Genomic DNA, 15,312 nt, shown 5'->3' on the forward strand with positions numbered 1-15,312 from the left:
AAAGGCTGTGAACGGCCCACGGGTTCGCCGAAGAACTCCTACATCTTGGCGTGACGCGCGAGCACGAAGGCGTACACGCCGTACAGCGCGAGACCGAGTCCGGCCAGGACGAGGAGTACCTGCCCGAACGGCTGCGATCCCAGGGTCTTGAGAGCTCCGTCCAGTCCGGTGGCCTTGCTCGGGTCGGCAGTCAGCACCGCGACGGCCACCAGCACACCCGCGCCGGTGAGCACCAGGCCCTTGGCCGAGTAGCCGGCCACACCGATCGCCCGGACCGGCCGTCCCACCCCGCCCTGCAGATCGTCCGTGAAGTTCGTGGAAACACCCTTGTAGACGTGGTAGATGCCGACGGCGACGATGACCACGGCGGCCACGATCAGTACGACCTTGCCGATGCCGGACTCCATCAACCGCGCGGTGATACCCGCGTTCTGCTGCCCGCTCGACTTCCCGGATCCGCTCGCGAAGGTGAAGGCCGACCAGGCGAAGGCAAGGTAGACCACGGCCAGAGACGCCGCTTTGAGGCGGTCGGTCACACCTCCGGAATCGGCGTCGGACTTCTTGCCGACGCTCGCCTCGACCGCGCGCCACGCGGCGAGCGCCACGAACGCCACGACGGCGATCCACAGCACGACGGCGCCACCCGGACGCGAGGCGAGCTCGCCGAGTGCGCCCGACTGGTCGGCGTTCCCGCCGCCGCCCAGGGCGAGTCGCACGGTGATGTAGCCGATCAGGAGATGGACGACTCCGCTGCCGAGATGACCTGCCCGTGCGGCCTTCTCGAAGCCGGGACTGCGTTGTATCCGGTCACCTGTGGATCTCGCGTCAGACATCGACGTATCGTCCCACGTTCGCTGTCCGCTACAGTGCAGATGTGCAGCGAGCATATTTTTGGTTCAGCAGGCCGGCCCTCGGTGGTCCGGTCAGCGGAACCATGCGCTGACCAACCCCACCCGACGAGCCGGCAGGACCGGCTCGCGTGGAAGTGCGTTCGTCGGTCGTGCCGGGTCACCCGAGCCCGACGAGGACAATCATCGTGACTCTTGCTCTGGACACCGCGCCCGATCAGATCCTGACGGGCCCACTCCTCTCACCTCGTGAGCTTCGCTCTGCCGTGCCGTCGTCGCCGTTCGCGCCCGCTCGCGTCGCCGACAGTCGTGCCGAACTGCGCCGCATCCTTGCCGGCGACGACGATCGCATCGCCGTCGTCGTGGGGCCCTGCTCGATTCACGACCCGGCTGCGGCGATGGACTACGCGCAGCGTCTCGCCGTCCTGTCGGGGGAGTTGGCCGACCGGATACAGGTGATCATGCGGGTGTACTTCGAGAAGCCGCGCACCACGGTCGGGTGGAAAGGGCTGCTCTCCGACCCTCGTCTCGACGGATCGGACGATCTGGACGGCGGCCTCCGTGCTGCGCGCCGGATCCTCGCGGACATCGTCGACGCCGGTCTGCCGGCGGCGACGGAGTTCCTGGACCCGATGATCTCCGGTCACCTGTCGGACCTGGTGACCTACGGGGCGATCGGGGCGAGAACGGCGTCCTCCCAGGTGCATCGGCAGATGGTGAGCGGCCTGCCGATGCCGGTGGGCATCAAGAACGGCACCGACGGCGACGTCCAGGTGGCCGTCGACGGCATCAGGTCCGCGTCGTCGGCGCACGTGTTCCCCGGTGTCGACGACGACGGCCGAGTCGCCATCGTGCGTACCGACGGAAACGCCGATTCCCACGTGATCCTGCGCGGCGGCACCGCAGGACCGAATTTCGATGCGGCCTCGGTTGCCGACGCGGCTCGGCGCCTCGAGCTCGCCGGTCGGCCGGGTCGGGTGGTCGTCGACGTCAGCCACGGCAACAGCGCCAAGGATCATCGTCGCCAGAACGTGGTCCTGGGCGATATCGCCGACCGAGTGGCGGCCGGTGACCGCGCCGTCATCGGCGTCATGATCGAAAGTTTCCTCGTCGAGGGCCGCCAGGACCTTCTCTCCGGACGCGATGCCGACCTGACCTACGGCCAGTCGGTGACCGACGCGTGCATCGGATGGGACGACACGGCCACGGCACTGCGCGCGCTCGCCGACGCGGTCAGCGCACGCCGTGGGGCCGGAACTGGACGCTGATGCGAGGACCGGTCGGTCGTGCGGTCTTGGGGATGCTGTGTTCCCAGGTCCGCTGGCACGAACCGCCCATGACGATCAGATCACCGTGTCCGAGTGCATGTCTCACCGACGGACCACCGCCGCGCGGTCGCAGCAGCAGCGACCGCGCTGCGCCGAAGGACACGATGGCGACCATCGTGTCCTCGCGGGCGCCGCGCCCGATGTCGTCCCCGTGCCACGCGACGCTGTCCTTGCCGTCCCGGTAGAAGCAGAGCCCGGCCGTCGCGAAGTCCTCGCCGAGTTCTGCTCGGTAGTGCCGACTCAACGCGTCTCCGGCCTCGACGAGAGCGGGTGACGGGAGCCGTGCCGGGTCGGGGTAGAACGAGATCAGCCGCGGCACGTCGACCACCCGGTCGTACATCGGACGACGCTCGGCGCGCCACGGAACGTCCTCGACCAGGGTGTCGAACAGAGCGTCCGACCCACGGACCCACCCCGGCAGTACGTCGATCCACGCCCCGTCCGTCAGCGTCGTCCGCCTGATGTCCGACAGCGGGCCGAGTGACGGTCCGTCCGCGGCATCGTCGAACAGGGACGCCTGAAGTGCGTAACTCATCGAGCCATTCTAGCGCGGAGTCGAACGCATGTTCTAGTGGTCAGCGCAGACCGGCGAGTTCGGCGGCGCGGAGTCCGACGTACAACTCGGCGGCCTGGGCGGGGTCGGTGTGATCGCGCCCGGTCAGCTCGTGGATCCGGCGGAGCCGGTAGAGCACCGTGTTGCGGTGATAGTGCAGCGCGTCGGCCGCCGCCGTGGTGGATCCCCCCGAGGCGAACCAGGCATCGAGAGTGTCGAGAAGACTCACGCGGTCGTCGACCGCGGACGTGGCCAGCGGTCCGAGTATCTGACGGGCAGCCAGGGCGGCCGCGTCGGGCGTCGTGACCAGCAGGAGTGGAATCGGGGACGCGTCGTAGCGGATCACCCGCGCGCTCCCCGCCGGAGCGCATCGTCGGGCGCTGCGGGCCTGGGCCACGGCGGCCGGAGTCGCGAGCGACCGGTGGAAGTACGTCCCGACACCGACCCTGGTGCCGTACAGGGCGCCGAGGGTCTCGACGGCACGATCCAGGGCCGCATCCGACGATCCGACCAGTAGGCCCAGGTGGCCGTCCGCGTCGGTGTCCCACACCGAGTCGACACCGGCAGCGAGCACGGCGTCGCGGGCGCGACCGGACAGCGCGCCACGCTCGAGCGATGTCTCCGCCGAGACCACGGTGAAGTGCCCGGAGTCGGGGATACGGAACGTCCGCAACGCGTCGAGCAGCGACGACGGGTCGGACGAGGCCTCGTCGAACAGGGCTCGGAGGACTCGGCGGCGTGCGTCCGCGTCGTCCAGCGCCAGGCGGTCCGCGGCATCCCGGTAGGCGTCGGCGGCGGCGTCCGAGTACGTGTCCACCATCGCCCAGACGTCCGTCGCCATGGCGAGCAGCACTTCCGGTGTGCGACCGGCGGCTGTCACGGTGAGTTCCTGCCAGATCAACCGCCCGCCGAGACGGAACGCGTGCAGCAGCGCTGCGAGCGGGACTCCGTTCTCGGCTTTGATGCGACCGGCTGCTCGTGCGGGCTCCAGATCGCCGGTACCGCCGGAGGCCAGGGCGTCGAGCATGGATCGGAGATTGCCGGTGCACACCGTGTCCAGCTGATCGCGCGTCAGCGACGTCGAGTCGAGGTAGGACTGCTCGACCGTCAGGATGTCGGCGACGAGCCGGTCGCTGAGCTCACCCACATGGGCTCGTAGCTGGGAAGCGAGCGACTCCGAGGTCAGAGGCGCGGCGCCGGTCGGGCGAGTGACCACGGGTGTCGACATTCCTCGACCCTACGGGCCGCGTGTAACGGGCGCCACACCCCTACTGTGCGCGGGCACAATGCGCCGCGGTCAGGCACCGGCGCGTGCCTATGGTCACCGCATGTAGTGCACGTCACAATCGAACCTATGACCACAGGCGAATTGTCCTCGAGCACCACCGACTCACCCACCTTTCCCGACGTCGACACCGCCCTGACCGATCTCGCGCAGGGCGAGACGGTGTGGGGTCGCACCTCGCTCGCCGACCGCGCCCGACTTCTCGACGAGGTCAGCGCACTGACGGCGAAGCACGCCCAGGCGTGGGTCGACGCCGCTGCCGTCTTCAAGAAGCTCCCCGCGTCGTCGCCGTTGATGGGCGAGGAATGGTTGTCGGGTCCGTACTCGGTGATCACCGCATGCGGCGTGCTCGCGCAGAGCATCCGTCAGCTCGACGCCGGCCGCAGTCCGTTGACGGGCGTCGATCTGGGCACTGCTCCCGGTGGTCGCACCACGGTGAAGGTGCTGCCCTCCAACATCTTCGACACCTTGCTGCTCAACGGGTTCAGCGCCGAGGTGTGGCTCGAGCCGGGTGTCGACGCGGACACGGCCAGGAAGAACGCCGGTCTGGCGCAACGTGATCCGGCCACCACCGGAGGCATCGGTGTGGTGCTCGGCGCCGGCAACATCACGTCCATCGCACCGCTCGACACCCTCTACGAACTCGTCGCCCACAATCGGGTCGTGGCACTCAAGCTCAACCCGGTCACCGATCCGATGGCACCGGTGCTGCGTGCGGCCTTCGCGCCGCTCATCGACATCGGTGCGGTCCGCATCCTGACCGGCGGTCCCGATGTCGGGGGCTACCTGGTGCGTCACGACGGTGTCGCGCACGTCCACATGACCGGCAGCTCGCTGACGCACGACGCCATCGTGTTCGGGACGGGGGAGGAGGGCGCGGCACGCAAGAAGGCGAACACTCCCGTCCTCGACGTGCCCATCTCGAGCGAACTCGGCGGCGTCTCGCCCGTCATCGTGCTTCCCGGCGACTGGTCGGACGCGGACATCGCGTTCCAGGCCGAGCACGTGGTCACCCAGCGCCTGCACAACGGCGGATACAACTGTGTCGCAGCGCAGGTCGTCGTCATCTCCTCCGAGTGGGACAAGCGCGACAAGTTCCTGGCGGCGCTGCGCAAGGCCCTTCACGACGCCCCCGGCCGCGACGCCTACTACCCGGGCAGCGCTACCCGTGTCGCCGGAGCGCGAGCGGACTACCCCGGCGCGCAGTCCCTCGGACCTGCCGGCGAGCGCACCCTCGTCAGCGATCTCGACCCCGACCGCTACCGTGCGCTGCTCACCACCGAGTACTTCGCGCCGGTCCTCGGCGTCATCGAGATCCCCTACAGCGGTGAGCGATACGTCTCCGAGGCAGTGCGCATGGCCAACGAGGAGTTCGTCGGGACACTCGGAGTCAACATCATCGCCCACCCCGCCACGCTGTCGGAGATGGGACGCGGGGTGGACACGATGATCGAGAGCCTCCGCTACGGAACCGTCGCATTGAACGCGTGGACCGGAGTCGGATTCCTGACCGCGGCCGCGACCTGGGGTGCGTTCCCGGGGCACACCCTGGACGACGTCCAGAGCGGAATCGGTGTGGTGCACAACGCTCTCCTGATCGACCGGCCCGAGCGCACCGTCGTCCGCGGACCGTTCCGGCCGTCGCCGCGCTCCATCCTGAAGGGCGAGATGACTCTGTCCCCGAAGCCGCCGTGGTTCGTCACCAATCGCACGGCAGCCACCACGGCGAAGCGCTTCACGGCCTTCGCGGCGGCACCGTCCTGGAAAGCTCTGCCCGCCATCTTCGCATCCGCTCTGAGAGGCTGACATGCCCGAGATCACCACCGACTACGTCGTCGTCGGCGCAGGTTCCGCCGGCTGCGTCATCGCCAACCGCTTGAGCGCGTCGTCCGCCAACGACGTCGTCGTCCTCGAGGCGGGGCCCGAGGACAAGGACAAGTTCGTCCACATCCCGGCAGGCTTCTCCAAGTTGTTCCGCTCCGAGATGGACTGGGACTACGACACCGAACCGCAGGCGGAACTGGCGGGCCGCAGGATCTTCTGGCCGCGCGGGAAGATGCTCGGCGGCTCGTCGTCGATGAACGCCATGATGTGGGTGCGCGGATTCGCCGCCGACTACGACGACTGGGCCGAGGCGGCAGGGCAGAACTGGTCGTTCGACAGCGTCGTCGAGACCTTCCGACGGATCGAGAACTTGGAAGGTGCCACGGAATCCGACGAGGGGACCGGTGGGCCCCTGCACGTGTCCAAGCAGCGGAGTCCTCGCAAGATCACCGCGGCGTACCTGGAAGCCGCTGCGGCGCTCGGATTGTCGACCGAGCGCGCCAACCTGCCGGCGCCCAAGGGTATGACCGAGACCATGGTCACCCAGAAGCGCGGCGCCCGCTGGAGTTGCGCCGACGCGTACCTTCGACCGGCGATGTCACGTCCCAACCTGACGGTGGTGACGGAGGCGCAGGCGACGCGGGTGCTGTTCGAGGGAACACGCGCCGTCGGCGTCGAGTACTCGAAGGACGGTGCGCTGCACACCGTTCGAGCGAGGGCGGAGGTGATCCTGTCCGGAGGCGCCATCAACACTCCCCAGCTGCTGATGCTCTCCGGTATCGGTAATCCCGAGCACCTGGCCGAGCACCGCATCGACGTGGTGCACGCGGCACCGGAGGTCGGCGAGAATCTCATGGACCACCTGGTGTCCGCGTTGGGATACGGCGTGCAGTCCGACACCCTGTTCACGGCCGAGAAGATCCCGGAGCTGATCAACTATCTCGCGCGGCGTCGCGGCATGCTCACCTCGAACGTCGGTGAGGCGTACGGGTTCGTGCGCAGTCGCGACTCCCTCGATCTCCCGGATCTCGAGCTGCTGTTCGCGCCCGCTCCGTTCTTCGACGAGGGACTGATCCCGGCCGATTCCCACGCTGCCATCCTCGGGTCGATCCTGCTCAAGCCGGAGAGCCGTGGGCGCATCTCGCTACGGTCGTCGCAGCCGCTGGACAAGGCCGTCGTGGATCCGCGGTACCTGTCCGACGCGGACGGCATCGACCGTGCCGCCATGCTCAGCGGGCTCCGCTACTGCGCGGACATCGCGCAGACCGAGCCACTCAAGTCACGGCTGGGGGAGATGGTCCGGCCGGTCCTGCGCCACAGCGAGGCCCTCGACGAGGCGCTGACCGAATCGCTGGACACCATGTCGCACACGCTGTATCACCCGGTGGGCACCTGCCGGATGGGGTCGGATGCGAACTCGGTCGTCGACCCCGAACTCCGGGTCCGCGGCGTGTCCGGACTCCGGGTCGCCGACGCGTCGGTGATGCCCACGATCATCCGGGGCCACACGCACGCGCCGTCGGTGCTCATCGGAGAGAAGGCATCGGAGATGATCCTGAGCGCGTCACGCGTGTGAGCGATAGGAACCGGGGGTCACTCCGGTCCACCGCTTGAAGGCGCGGCGGAACGCGCTGGGCTCGGAGAAGCCGAGGCGGGTCGAGATCTCCTCGGCCGTCTCGCCCCGTTCGAGCCCGGCCACCGCCGCGTCCCGGAGCACCTCGTCGCGGAGTTCCCCCAGCGACGTGCCTTCCTGGCGCAGGAGTCGACGCAGGTGCGGAACGCTGATGGACAGCATCGCGGCGATGTCGGTGGTGGTCGACGCCCTGCCCATCGCCCCCAGAGCGAGCGCGCGTCGCACCACGCTCGCTGCGCTGGACCCGTAGTCCCGCTCCGAGAACAGGCGGTTGGGCGACTCGCGCAGGTACTCCTCGAGCGATTCCTCGGTCTGCACCAACGGCGACGCCATGATGGCGTCGTCGAACTCGAGGGCGGCGACGTCGCTGCCGAATCTCACGTGCACCCCGAAGATGTCGTCGTAGACGCGAGGCGACGGCTGCGCGGGCTCGGGGAACGGCATCTCCACGGACAGAAGTTTCAGGCGACGGCCGATGAGCCACGCCGAGAAGCGATGCCACAGGATCAGCAGGAACTCGATCTGGATCCGTCGTGCCGCTGCCGCCACCTCGGGGGAGAGTTGACCGTCCAACATCGTCGGGGTGTCGGTGAGTTCGAGTCGAGCGCGGCCGCCCCCGCGCATCAGCACGCCGCGAGGCACGCCGGGAAACGCTCGCCCCACGTCGACCATGCGCTCGAGCGCACTGCCGAGGTCCGGGCGATGGATCATCGTCAGGCTGAGGGCGCGGAACGTACCGCGTCGCACCGGCGCGGACCCCAGGCCCATCAGCTCGTCCCCGGTCATCTGCCACAACGCTCGCGTCAACCGGGTCACCTGATCGGTGGTGAGGCGGGCGCCCGGGCGGGACAGCACGTGCGGGTCGATGTCGGCCTCGCGCAGACACGCAGTCAGATCGAGCCCTGTCTCGCGGGCCAAGGCCACGGCGGTGCGGACGAACTCGACGGAAATGGTCGGAGACGCCGGACTCTCGCTCGTCATGCCGTGTCGGCGAGACGAGCCAGGCGGGCGGCTGCCTCGGCGAGAACCTCGTCCTGCTTGCAGAATGCGAAGCGCACCAACGTGTTCCACCCCTCGCGGTGGTCGACGAAGGCGTCCACCGGCACCCCGACCACACCGATACGTTCGGGCAGCGCACGGCAGAACGCGTCGGCGTCGTGCTCACCGAGCGGGGCGATGTCCGCACACACGAAGTACGTTCCCTCGCTGCGCTTGACGCCCAGGCCGGCGTCGGACAGGGCTGTCGAGAGCACATCCCGCTTGGTCTGAAGCCCCGCACGGAGGGAGTCGACCCACGCGCTCTCGTGCTCGAGTGCGTGCGCCACCGCCGGCTGGAACGGTGCGCCGCCCACGAAGGTCAGGAACTGCTTGGCGGTCTTGACCGCCGCGATCAACGGTGCGGGCCCACAGGCCCATCCGGTCTTCCAGCCGGTGGCGTTGAAGGTCTTCGCGGCGCTCGAGACTGTGATGGTCCGCTCGGCCATTCCGTCGAACGTCGCCAGAGGGGTGTGCACGGCGTCGTCGAAGACCAGCCGTTCGTACACCTCGTCCGTCAGCACCAGCAGATCGTGCTCGCACGCGACCTCGGCGATCGCGGCGAGTTCCTGTGTCGTGAAGACGGTTCCGGTCGGATTGTGCGGAGAATTGACGACGATCATCCGCGTGTGCGGCCCCACCGACGAGCGCAGGGCATCGACGTCCAGGGCGAAGCGGTCGCCGTCGACAACCAGCGGGACCGTGCGTCGTCGTGCGCCGGCGAGGGCGACCGCGGCGGCGTACGAGTCGTAGTACGGCTCGATCAACAGCACCTCGTCGCCTGCCTCGACCAGTCCGAGCATCGCGGCACTGATCGCCTCGGTGGCTCCCACGGTCACGAGGATCTCCGAGTCCGGGTCGTACTGCGTGCCGTACCGCCGCGCGCGGTCGCCGGCTATCGCGTCGCGCAGCACTTTCATGCCCGGGCCCGGCGGATACTGGTTCAGGCCGGACGCGATTGCTTCCTGCGCCACCTCGAGCATGCGTGCGGGCCCGTCGGTGTCGGGAAACCCCTGACCGAGATTGACCGCGTCGTGCGTCGCGGCCAAAGCCGTCATCTCGGCAAAGATGGTCGAGCCGAACGGACGAAGGCGGGCCACCGTGGGGATATCGCGCTCGTTCACAGCCTCACCATCGGTCACGGACATGGACAAAGCCTAGCGGCCGGGGTCAGCCCTGGTCGGGACGGAGCAGTTCCTCGGGGAGATCGTGCGGGTCGATGAGGATCTGGTTGTTCTCCGCCGTTCGCACCTTCTCCGACAGGGACAGGTTCTTGCGCAGCAACTTCCACTCCACCGAGTCGATGGCTTCGATCGCGGTCCGCAGAACCGTGCGGTCGCGGGTGCCCCACGCGATGGGCATCGGGCTGACCATCTGCCAGGTCTCGGAGATCGACTTGGTGCTGCGATCGGTGAGGACGGCTACCGAGGGAACCCGTTCACCTTCCGTCAACGTGTGGCCGGGCAGAGCGCGGACGTTGCGCACGACGAGGGCGTAGTGCGGCACGGCCGTGTCCGGCTTCGCCACGTCGATCAGCGCGAGGATGGTGGCGCCCCGCGGACGTGTCTCCGACACCATCGCCGGCACCAGGGCACTGCTGGAGTACAGCTCCTCGATCGATCCCACCTTGCGCGGAGCCCACACCGACACCCAGAGCGAGATGACCGCGGCGACGGCGAGGACGGCGCCGAGGATGTAGGACCACGGGTGCTGCAGAACGAAGAGCCAGGCTGCCCCCGCTCCCAGGACGATCGCGAAGACGACGGACGACAGCTGCAGTCGCCGAACGTCTCCGAGCGTTTCGTTGACCGACTTCGCATGAGGGCGGTCGACCGGGAATTCGAAGCGTCTCATGTCAGATCGCCGGTCCCAGCAGGTCGTCGGCATCGGTGATGCGGTAGGCGTAGCCCTGCTCGGCGAGGAATCGCTGGCGGTGCGCCGCGTACTCCGCGTCCAGGGTGTCCCGGGACACGACCGAGTAGAAATGCGCCTGTCCACCATCGTGTTTCGGGCGGAGCAGCCGACCGAGGCGCTGGGCCTCCTCCTGGCGGGAGCCGAACGTTCCCGACACCTGGACGGCGACCGAGGCTTCGGGGAGGTCGATGGAGAAGTTGGCCACCTTGCTCACCACCAGCGTCTTGATCTCGCCGCGTCGGAACGCGTCGAACAACAACTCGCGCTCCTTGTTCTTGGTCGATCCCTGGATCACCGGGGCGTCGAGGGCGGCTCCCAACTCGTCGAGCTGGTCGAGGTACGCACCGATGACCAGCGTCGGCGAATCCTGGTGCTTGGACAGGATCGACTTCACGACGGCGATCTTGGTGTGGGCGGTGGAGCAGAGCTTGTAGCGCTCCTCGGGTTCGGCGACGGCGTAGGACATCCTCTCGGCGTCCGTCAGCGTCACCCGGACCTCGATGCACTCCGCCGGGGCGATCCACCCTTGCGCCTCGATGTCCTTCCACGGCGCGTCGTACCGCTTGGGGCCGATGAGGGAGAACACGTCACCTTCCCGGCCGTCCTCGCGGACCAGGGTCGCGGTGAGCCCGAGGCGGCGACGGGACTGCAGGTCGGCCGTCATGCGGAACACCGGCGCGGGGAGCAGGTGCACCTCGTCGTAGATCACCAACCCCCAGTCGCGCGAGTCGAAGAGCTCGAGATGCTTGTACTCACCCTTGGTGCGCCGGGTGATCACCTGGTACGTCGCGATGGTGACCGGACGGATTTCCTTGCGCTCACCCGAGTACTCACCGATCTCTTCCTCGGTGAGCGTCGTGCGGGCGATCAGTTCACGCTTCCACTGACGGCCGGCGACCGTGTTGGTGACCAGGATCAGCGTGGTCGCGCCGGCCTTGGCCATCGCGGCCGCTCCGACCATCGTCTTGCCCGCACCACAGGGGAGGACCACCACGCCGGAACCACCGGCCCAGAACGAATCCGTGGCCATCTGCTGGTAGTCGCGCAGCTCCCAGTGGCCGCCCGAGAAGTCGAGATCGATGGGGTGGGCCTCACCGTCGACGTAGCCGGCGAGGTCCTCGGCGGGCCAGCCGACCTTGAGCAGCATCTGCTTGAGGCGGCCGCGCTCGCTGGGGTGCACCAGCACCGTGTCGTCGTCGACCTGTGCGCCGAGCATGGGCGCGATCTTCTTGTGGCGCATGATCTCGGTCAGCACCGCGCGGTCGAGGCTGACGAGCGACAGGCCGTGCACCGGCGACTTCACCAGCTGCAACCGGCCGTAGCGGGCCATCGTGTCGACGATGTCGACGAGCAGCGGCTGCGGTACCGCGTACCGGGAGAAGGTGACCAACGCGTCGACGACCTGCTCCGCGTCGTGACCGGCGGCGCGTGCGTTCCACAGGGCCAGCGGGGTGATGCGGTAGGTGTGGACGTGTTCGGGCGCGCGCTCGAGTTCGGCGAACGGAGCGATGGCCGCGCGGGCCTGCGACGCGAGGTCGTGGTCGACCTCGAGCAGCAGGGTCTTGTCGGACTGGACGATCAACGGTCCGTCGGTCACGGGTGTCTCCTCACGCACCCCGTGTGGACGAGTCCGGGGCGCAACCAGTCCATTGTGCCCTCTGCGTACGACAGGGCCTCACCCCAGCAGAGCAACCGACGTGATGCGGTGCAGGGTGAAGTGACGCATGACACCGGCATCGGCGTCCCACGCGTCCAGTTGGCCGCCGCCCACGCCGACCGGTTCCACGACGCGATTGCTCGACACACCCGCGGCATCGACGTATCCGATGCTGATCGGGGACCGGGAGACCGCGGCACGTTGCAGCAGAGCGATCGTGGCGGCTCCGGACGCGCGGGTGCCGTCCGAGCGCACCCGTTCGCGTTCCGAGCGCCGGACGTCCCCGGCCTTCGTTCCCGCACGCATCTCCGCCACCAGCCGACCCAACTGCTCGTCTGTCGGCACGGCGGGCGTCCGGTACGGCGACCGACCCCGCCGCGGGACCACCCTGGCGCCGCGCTCGCGCACGTCGACGATGGTGCCGGACGAATCCTCGCCGGCCGGCGCGAACCCGGCGGTACGCAATCCGGCGAGAACGTCGGCCAGCGGGGCCTGCGACACCGCGACCGTCGGGGCGAGTGCGCGCAACGCCAGAGCCTCGGCCGCGGGGGAGGAGAGGACCTCGGCGAGCAGGGCCGGGTCCTCGCACCGCACGAAGGAGGACGCGACACCGGCCCGCAGCCGGCCGTGACGACGCGCGACGTCGTCGATGAGGTACGTCAGCGCCTGGGGGACCGGAGTGCGCGAGTGCACGCCGAACAGCGAGTGGATCTCCGCCGCGGTGGATCCGCCGTCGAGCGCGCGGCGGAGGGTCTTCTCGTCGACGCGGTACATCGTCGCGGCACCTGCCGATTCGATGTCCGCCACCGCGGCCATGCGCTGGGCCAGTTCGGGAGTCAGCGGGCCGGGAGCCACCACAGTCAGGTCCGCCTGGACCAGGACGTAGTCGATGGGGTCCGGGAGGACCCGGTTCATCGCGGCTGCCGCCGTGTCCGGATCCGACAGCAGGGCCCGGCCGGGAGTCGACAGCGCACCGCGTCCGACGATGCCGAGCGTCGTCGCCTCGGCGAGATAGCGCGAGACCGGGCCGACACCGAGTCGACCGGCCAGGCGAGGCCGTCGCCACGTGGCGATACGCACCACGTCCTCGGTGGTGGCTGCGCGACCGGACGGGAGGTCCGCGAGCACCGACAGCACGACGCGTCGGTCGCGGGGGGCGGCTGCGGACCTCGCCTCGTCGGACAGCGCCGCGATCGGCTTGTCGTTCGAGTCCCGCATCCCGATGAGCCACGGCACGCGCGCGAGGTCCAGCCATCCGCCCGCCAGCGCGGCCCAGCGGCGGTCCGGGCCGGCCGTGAGCCATGCGTCGGCTGTCGGTGTGGGGGCCCAGAGGTCGTCGATGTCGCCGGCAGGGCCCGAGTCCGGCAGGCCGACCGCGACGAGTCCGGCAGCGGACAGCAACTCCAGCAGCAGACCGACCCGCGCCTCGTCGAGGTCGGTCGACTTCCCGATGCGCCGGATCTCCCGCACACCCAGTCCGCCCGCCTTGAGCGCCGGGGCAGGTGTCCGGCCGAGCGCGGCGAGGATGTTCTCGCTCTGCCGCAGCAGCTCGAGTGCTTCGCCGGCCGCGGCGGCGTCGACGTCGGCGACCTTGACCTTGACCTGCTGGGTCGACGGAGTCGGAGGCGTGAGCGCGAGCGGGTCGGTCACGGGCTCTCCGCGCAGCGCCTGGGACACCTGCGGCGGAAGTTCGACGGTGTTGTCGTCCAGCCAGGTCAGGAGGCCGGAGGCCAGCAGTTGCTGCACCGGCCGGTCCGCCGGGGTGCCCGGCGCCGCGTCGCGTGTGCGTCCTATCGACGACGAGCGTGTCAGCGTGGTCAACAGGTCACGACTGCGGTCGTCGACGGCCGCGAGCTTGTCGGCCACCACCTCGGCGGTCAACCCGGAATCGGCGTCCAGGAATCTGCCGACACGCCAGGGGACCGCGTCCCGCGCCGCGGCCACCATCGTCAGCGACGTCGTTCCCCGGATCAGGGCGCGGGTGCGGAGCAAAGCCAGTGCCGCGTCGACGGCCTTCTTCGTCGCGCGCTTGTCCACCAGCTCGTCGAGGCGGCTCCGCGGTACCGGGTCCGTGTCGCCGCCTTCGTGAGCGAGCAGTTCGAGGACCGTGAGGCACAGAGTGTCCAGGTCCTCCGCGGCACGCAGCACCGACGCCCGCTGGTGGGATCTGCCGGCTAGCACGTCGAGGGTGGGAGGCGGCGGGATGGTCAGGTCCGGCCGCAGACGCAGCAGTTCGGCCAGTTCGTCGTCGCTTCGGGAGGACAGCCACTCGGTGAGTGAGTCCGCCCGATCGCCCTCGTTGTCGGTCATCGCCGTCAAGCCTAGAGACTTCGGTGGCGGCGACTGCAGACCAGGACTGGCAGACGTGCCCTTCGTAATGGTGAAATGAAGCATGGCGAACAAAGAGAAGAAGCGATACGTCGATCCGGGCTGGCCTCACAGTGCTGACGACGACGACCATCCCGTGACGGAACTGGCGTCCGCTCGCGCCGGCAGTCTGTCGCCGTACGGCGAGGAGACCGAGTTCCCGTTGCCGGCCGAGTCACTTCCGTACGCACATCCGCATACGGTCATCAACCGCTGACCCGGACGTACGAGAAGGGCCCCACCGCATGCGGTGGGGCCCTTCTCGTACGAGTGGAGCGTCAGCGAGGCAGGAGATCCTGGTTCGCGGCGATGAAGCTCGCGATCTGGGGGTCTCCGGCTGCGGCCTGGACGAATCCGAGGATCGCCGGGTCGTTGGTGAAGTTCTGGACGACCTGGGTCAGTCCCTGTACGGCCTGCTCGGTCGACGGGATGCTCGTCAGATCGGGGAGTGCCGGTGCGGTGGGCGCCGTGGTCGCCGGTGCGTCGCGCTGCGTCGGGCCGCTGCTCAGTCCGAGCTGCGAGGAGCAGGACGGCCATGCGCCCCAACCCTGCGACTCGAGCACGCGCTCGGCGACGACGATCTGCTCTTCGCGGCTGGCCTGGTTGGCGGTGGCCGCGTACTCGCCGCCGCCGTGGCTGGTCCACGTGCTCGGGGAGAACTGCAGTCCGCCCTGGAACCCGTTGCCGGTGTTGATGCCCCAGTTGCCGCCGGCCTCGCACTGCGAGAGACGGTCCCAGTCGGAATCGGGGGCTGCGTTGGCCGTGCCGCTGAATGCGAGACCTGCGGTGCCGACCAGTGCGCCGGTGACGGCGACCTTGACGACGGTCTTGCCCGTGGTGCTCGGCTTGCGATGACGTCCGCTCATAA

Annotated in this window: 13 protein-coding genes; 4 read left to right on the top strand and 9 right to left on the bottom strand. The window is 69.0% G+C overall.

The features are described from left to right. Positions 1-38: 38 nt before the first annotated feature. Entirely contained in the window at positions 39-833 is a 795-nt protein-coding gene (locus tag AC0IX4_RS13865) for a DUF1206 domain-containing protein (protein ID WP_056070363.1), read from the bottom strand. A 200-nt stretch (positions 834-1,033) separates the two neighbouring features. Between AC0IX4_RS13865 and AC0IX4_RS13870 the strand changes: the two genes are divergently transcribed. Then, complete coding sequence (locus AC0IX4_RS13870) at positions 1,034-2,116, top strand: 3-deoxy-7-phosphoheptulonate synthase (protein WP_471829920.1); 1,083 nt, start codon at positions 1,034-1,036, stop codon at positions 2,114-2,116. Here the strand turns inward: AC0IX4_RS13870 and AC0IX4_RS13875 are convergent. Together AC0IX4_RS13875 and AC0IX4_RS13880 are read right to left on the bottom strand one after the other, a co-directional pair. Next, positions 2,082-2,711, bottom strand: a complete 630-nt coding sequence (locus AC0IX4_RS13875; protein WP_471829436.1) for an alpha-ketoglutarate-dependent dioxygenase AlkB — start codon at positions 2,709-2,711, stop codon at positions 2,082-2,084. The genes AC0IX4_RS13870 and AC0IX4_RS13875 overlap by 35 nt on opposite strands. Before the next feature lie 40 nt (positions 2,712-2,751). Further along, positions 2,752-3,957, bottom strand: coding sequence for a PucR family transcriptional regulator (locus AC0IX4_RS13880; RefSeq protein WP_471829438.1), 1,206 nt, complete (start codon positions 3,955-3,957; stop codon positions 2,752-2,754). A gap of 126 nt (positions 3,958-4,083) precedes the next feature. On the opposite strand from AC0IX4_RS13880, the gene AC0IX4_RS13885 reads away from it, so the two are divergent. Next, entirely contained in the window at positions 4,084-5,820 is a 1,737-nt protein-coding gene (locus AC0IX4_RS13885) for an aldehyde dehydrogenase family protein (protein ID WP_471829439.1), read from the top strand. A 1-nt stretch (position 5,821) separates the two neighbouring features. Continuing rightward, positions 5,822-7,414, top strand: a complete 1,593-nt coding sequence (locus AC0IX4_RS13890; protein WP_471829440.1) for a GMC family oxidoreductase — start codon at positions 5,822-5,824, stop codon at positions 7,412-7,414. Here the strand turns inward: AC0IX4_RS13890 and AC0IX4_RS13895 are convergent. From AC0IX4_RS13895 to AC0IX4_RS13915, 5 genes are all read right to left on the bottom strand, one after another. Next, positions 7,403-8,452: an AraC family transcriptional regulator gene (locus AC0IX4_RS13895; protein ID WP_042573850.1), complete on the bottom strand. Its 1,050-nt coding sequence runs from the start codon at positions 8,450-8,452 to the stop codon at positions 7,403-7,405. The two genes, AC0IX4_RS13890 and AC0IX4_RS13895, sit on opposite strands and share 12 nt — an antisense overlap. Further along, positions 8,449-9,654 (bottom strand): pyridoxal phosphate-dependent aminotransferase, encoded by a 1,206-nt coding sequence (locus AC0IX4_RS13900; RefSeq protein WP_471829442.1) that lies wholly within the window; start codon positions 9,652-9,654, stop codon positions 8,449-8,451. The genes AC0IX4_RS13895 and AC0IX4_RS13900 overlap by 4 nt, the downstream gene beginning before the upstream one ends. Before the next feature lie 22 nt (positions 9,655-9,676). Further along, complete coding sequence (locus tag AC0IX4_RS13905; RefSeq protein WP_471829444.1) at positions 9,677-10,360, bottom strand: DUF3239 domain-containing protein; 684 nt, start codon at positions 10,358-10,360, stop codon at positions 9,677-9,679. Position 10,361: 1 nt separating this feature from the next. Continuing rightward, a complete protein-coding gene (locus AC0IX4_RS13910) occupies positions 10,362-12,017 on the bottom strand; it encodes a DNA repair helicase XPB (RefSeq protein ID WP_042573912.1) in 1,656 nt (551 codons plus the stop codon). 78 nt (positions 12,018-12,095) lie between these two features. Next, positions 12,096-14,387 (bottom strand): helicase-associated domain-containing protein, encoded by a 2,292-nt coding sequence (locus AC0IX4_RS13915; RefSeq protein WP_471829446.1) that lies wholly within the window; start codon positions 14,385-14,387, stop codon positions 12,096-12,098. Between the two features lie 82 nt (positions 14,388-14,469). Between AC0IX4_RS13915 and AC0IX4_RS13920 the strand changes: the two genes are divergently transcribed. After that, positions 14,470-14,661 carry a hypothetical protein gene (locus AC0IX4_RS13920; protein ID WP_042573846.1) on the top strand — a complete coding sequence of 64 codons (192 nt, stop codon included), beginning with the start codon at positions 14,470-14,472 and terminating at the stop codon, positions 14,659-14,661. Between the two features lie 61 nt (positions 14,662-14,722). On the opposite strand, the gene AC0IX4_RS13925 is transcribed toward AC0IX4_RS13920, so the two are convergent. Next, positions 14,723-15,310 (bottom strand): transglycosylase family protein, encoded by a 588-nt coding sequence (locus AC0IX4_RS13925; RefSeq protein ID WP_471829448.1) that lies wholly within the window; start codon positions 15,308-15,310, stop codon positions 14,723-14,725. Positions 15,311-15,312 lie beyond the last annotated feature (2 nt).

Source organism: Rhodococcus sp. AC861 (genome assembly GCF_979256035.1).

Excerpts from the sequence above, each read along its gene's own strand:
- AC0IX4_RS13895 (WP_042573850.1), bottom strand. The coding sequence starts at position 8,452 with ATGACGAGCGAGAGTCCGGCGTCTCCGACCATTTCCGTCGAGTTCGTC.
- AC0IX4_RS13900 (WP_471829442.1), bottom strand. The coding sequence starts at position 9,654 with ATGTCCGTGACCGATGGTGAGGCTGTGAACGAGCGCGATATCCCCACG.
- AC0IX4_RS13920 (WP_042573846.1), top strand. The coding sequence starts at position 14,470 with ATGGCGAACAAAGAGAAGAAGCGATACGTCGATCCGGGCTGGCCTCAC.
- AC0IX4_RS13915 (WP_471829446.1), bottom strand. The coding sequence starts at position 14,387 with ATGACCGACAACGAGGGCGATCGGGCGGACTCACTCACCGAGTGGCTG.
- AC0IX4_RS13865 (WP_056070363.1), bottom strand. The coding sequence starts at position 833 with ATGTCTGACGCGAGATCCACAGGTGACCGGATACAACGCAGTCCCGGC.
- AC0IX4_RS13890 (WP_471829440.1), top strand. The coding sequence starts at position 5,822 with ATGCCCGAGATCACCACCGACTACGTCGTCGTCGGCGCAGGTTCCGCC.
- AC0IX4_RS13875 (WP_471829436.1), bottom strand. The coding sequence starts at position 2,711 with ATGAGTTACGCACTTCAGGCGTCCCTGTTCGACGATGCCGCGGACGGA.
- AC0IX4_RS13880 (WP_471829438.1), bottom strand. The coding sequence starts at position 3,957 with ATGTCGACACCCGTGGTCACTCGCCCGACCGGCGCCGCGCCTCTGACC.
- AC0IX4_RS13885 (WP_471829439.1), top strand. The coding sequence starts at position 4,084 with ATGACCACAGGCGAATTGTCCTCGAGCACCACCGACTCACCCACCTTT.
- AC0IX4_RS13905 (WP_471829444.1), bottom strand. The coding sequence starts at position 10,360 with ATGAGACGCTTCGAATTCCCGGTCGACCGCCCTCATGCGAAGTCGGTC.
- AC0IX4_RS13925 (WP_471829448.1), bottom strand. The coding sequence starts at position 15,310 with ATGAGCGGACGTCATCGCAAGCCGAGCACCACGGGCAAGACCGTCGTC.